Source organism: Thermanaeromonas sp. (genome assembly GCF_021890735.1).
Lineage (GTDB): Bacteria > Bacillota > DSM-521 > Neomoorellales > Neomoorellaceae > Thermanaeromonas.
Genome location: NZ_JAKKUR010000122.1, coordinates 1 through 3,585 on the forward strand (window position 1 = coordinate 1; position 3,585 = coordinate 3,585).

General features: G+C 51.4%; 3 protein-coding genes. All 3 read left to right on the forward strand.

From position 1 onward, the window contains the following. A partial coding sequence (locus L5656_RS10945; protein WP_297202881.1) for a cytochrome c biogenesis CcdA family protein occupies positions 1-671 on the forward strand: 671 nt, incomplete at its 5' end. 56 nt (positions 672-727) lie between these two features. Further along, positions 728-1,336, forward strand: a complete 609-nt coding sequence (locus tag L5656_RS10950; RefSeq protein ID WP_297202883.1) for a TlpA family protein disulfide reductase — start codon at positions 728-730, stop codon at positions 1,334-1,336. Between the two features lie 163 nt (positions 1,337-1,499). After that, positions 1,500-3,585: alanine--tRNA ligase (gene alaS, locus L5656_RS10955; protein ID WP_297202886.1), on the forward strand; the 2,086-nt coding region annotated here is incomplete at its 3' end.

The following is a 3,585-nucleotide window of genomic DNA, read 5'->3' on the forward strand; positions in this document are numbered from 1 at the left end:
GTGTAATTTCTTTTCTTTCTCCTTGTGTGCTTCCCTTGGTCCCGAGCTATTTGAGTTATCTTGCGGGTACCGCATTAGGTGAATTGGAAAGGGCTGAAAAAACGAAGGGCGTCAGGATGCCGGTATTGGGGAAGGCCTTTCTTTTTATAATAGGTTTTAGTTTAATCTTTATCCTCTTAGGTCTTTCGGCTAGCACCGTAGGCGCTCTCCTCTTGCGGCATCAAGCGTTAGTGCGGAAGATAAGTGGACTAATTATAATTATTTTTGGTCTCCATATGGCTGAGATACTGAAACCAAAACTTCTTAACTTGGAAAAGCGGTTTCATTTCCAGCCTAGGAAAGCTGGTCCCTTGAGTTCCTTTTTGTTAGGGATGGCTTTTTCTGCCGGGTGGACGCCCTGCACCGGGCCGGTATTGGGGTCCATCCTGGTGTTGGCGGGGAATACGGCAAGCCTTTCTACAGGCGCTTATTTGTTGGGCGCATATTCCTTGGGGTTAGGCGTTCCCTTTCTTATTGTAGCACTTTCTTGGGGATGGTTCTTACAGGTTTTAACACGGTATAGACCTTGGATGCCTCGCCTTGTTAAGGCGAGCGGATGGGTGCTGGTGGGAGCGGGTCTCCTCATATTGACAGGTAATTGGGACCGTTTAGCTTCATGGCTCACTTTTTAGCCCAAAAGTTTTAGCCCAGGGATGCCCAATAGTTTAAGATGGAAAGGAGATCCCTTATGCGCCGTAATGTAGGATTAGTAGTATCAGTGATAGTAATTTTTCTTTTCTTAGCCGGAGCTGGGGGATTTTTCTTGTGGCGCTCTGACCGGGAAGCGGGAGGGGATGCCGGGAGCACCTCAGGCTCGCTGGTGGACCAAAAGCCGACCGGAAGGCCGGAAGCCGGAAAAGTTGAGGTAAGACCGGAGGTAGGATACTTGGCTCCAGATTTTACCTTACCGGATATGCAGGGCAGGACCGTTGCTCTCTCACAGCTTAAAGGCAAACCTGTTTTTCTTAATTTTTGGGCGACTTGGTGCCCGCCGTGCCGGGCGGAGATGCCGGAGATACAGGAATTCTTTGAGAAATACAGGGGGGAGGTCGAGGTTTTAGCTGTCAACCTGATAAGTAGCGAAAGGTCTTTGGAGGAAGTAAAAAAATTTTTACAAACAAACGGTTACACCTTTCCCGTAGTTTTGGATACGGAGGACGTAGCCACCAAACTCTACTTAGTGCGCGCCATACCTACCAGCTACTTGGTGGATGCCCAGGGGGTAATAAGACTTAAATACACTGGACCCTTAACTTTAGAGCTTCTCGAACGTGCCTTAGAGGAAGTAAAGAAATAACCCGCCCAAGGTCGTTTGAGCTTAAATAAGGCCCTTAAATTGCACCTTAATTGACAAAGGCATAAAAATAAGGTTATAATGAAGGAAAATTTAGCCGACAAAACCTCGTCATCCCGGACAAACGGGGGCGAGGTTTAGTTTTGACGAGGAGTGGAGGCCCGTCTTGAGAGGGAGCGAGTTACGGGAAAGTTTTTTGCGGTATTTTGCCAGCAAAGGTCATACTGTCGTACCTAGTTCTTCGCTGGTGCCGTACAATGATCCCACATTGCTTTTTACTAATGCCGGTATGGTGCAGTTTAAAGACGTTTTTCTAGGGCTGGACCGGCGGTCGTATAGCCGGGCTACTACTGCGCAGAAATGCGTCCGGGCAGGAGGTAAACATAACGATCTGGAAACTGTAGGCCGGACGGCCAGGCACCATACTTTTTTTGAGATGCTGGGTAATTTTTCCTTTGGTGATTACTTCAAAAAAGAAGCTATTGAGTTCGCTTGGGAGTTTCTGACACGGGTTTTAGAGTTACCCAAGGAGCGGCTGTGGGTTACCGTTTTCCGGGATGATGAGGAAGCCTTTGAGCTCTGGCAGGAGATAGCGGGGCTTTCGCCCGAGCGGATTGTACGTATGGGAGAAAAGGATAATTTCTGGGCCATGGGGGAGACCGGGCCCTGTGGACCTTGCAGTGAAATCATCTATGACCGCGGGCCTGAATATGCGTGTTCGTCTGAAAGGTGCGCTTTAGGGGTCTGCGACTGCGATAGATGGCTGGAGATCTGGAATTTGGTTTTCATGCAGTACAACCGCGATGCCGCCGGAAATCTTACGCCTTTGCCACGGCCCAGTATCGATACCGGCATGGGATTGGAGCGTATGGCTTCTGTCCTCCAGGGGGTGGATAGCAACTTTGAGACTGACCTCTTGTGGCCCCTTATAGCAGCGGTAGAGAAGATCACCGGCCGTAGGTACGACCGCGGAGAGGAAGGTTTCCCCTTCCGTGTTATTGCCGACCATGCACGATCCTGCACGTTTATAATAGCTGACGGAGTATTGCCGGGAAATGAAGGGCGTAGCTACGTTTTGCGGCGTATTTTGCGCCGGGCTTCCCGGTTCGGCATGGCTTTAGGTCTAGATAAACCTTTCCTTTACCGCCTGGTACCTGTTGTTGTGGACATTATGGGAGGGGCCTACCCGGAGCTGGCGGAAAGGGAGGAGGAGATAAGGAGAGTAATCCGGCAGGAAGAAGAGCGGTTCCACAGTACCCTCCATGAAGGCATGAGGGTTTTAAATGTCATTTTAGACCGGGCCGTGAAAGAAGGCCGGCAAGTGATAACCGGCCAAGAGGCTTTTACCCTCTATGATACTTACGGTTTTCCCCTGGACCTTACCGAGGAGATCGCGGCCGAAAGGGGGTTGGGAGTGGACAGGGAGGGCTTTGCCCAGGCTATGGAAAACCAGAGGGAGCGGGCCAGAGCCGCCCGGGAAGAAGGCAAAGCCTATGAATGGGCTGTTGCCCTGGCTACTGCTCTGGGGGAGACCGGGCAAAGTCTTTTTACCGGCTACGAAGCATTAGAGGAGGAGGCAGAAGTTTTAGCTTTAGTGCAGGATGGTCAGCGGGTTAAGGCCCTCGAAGAAGGTGCACAGGGATATGTCCTAGTTGACCGCACGCCCTTTTATCCGGAAGGCGGCGGCCAAGTGGGAGACCAGGGCCAGATCTTCTGGGTAGATGGAGAGGCTTTAGTCCGGGACACCCGCCGCTTACCCGATGGCAGGATTATTCATGAGGTAAAAGTTCGTAAGGGGACGCTGGCCGAGGGAGACCGGGTTAAGCTTGCCGTAGATCGAGAGAGAAGGCGTAACACCGCTCGCAACCATACGGCCACCCACCTTCTCCATAGGGCATTAAAAGACGTGCTGGGCGAGCACGCCGCTCAAGCCGGTTCTCTAGTCGCTCCGGACCGCCTGCGCTTTGATTTTACACATTTTGCCCCACTTACCATAGAGGAGTTAAAGGCAGTAGAGGCCAGGGTGAATGAACAGATCTTGGCCAACCTGCCGGTGACTACCTTTGAGACGTCCTTGCCAGAAGCCAAGGCTATGGGCGCCATAGCCCTTTTTGGTGAAAAATATGGTGAGCAGGTTCGGGTGGTAAAGATCGGGGATTATAGCTTGGAGCTATGCGGAGGAACTCACGTGAATAACACCAGTGAGATAGGTCTTTTCCGGCTTACCAGCGAAAGCGGGATAGGCTCAGGCT

Excerpts from the sequence above, each read along its gene's own strand:
- L5656_RS10950 (WP_297202883.1), top strand. The coding sequence starts at position 728 with ATGCGCCGTAATGTAGGATTAGTAGTATCAGTGATAGTAATTTTTCTT.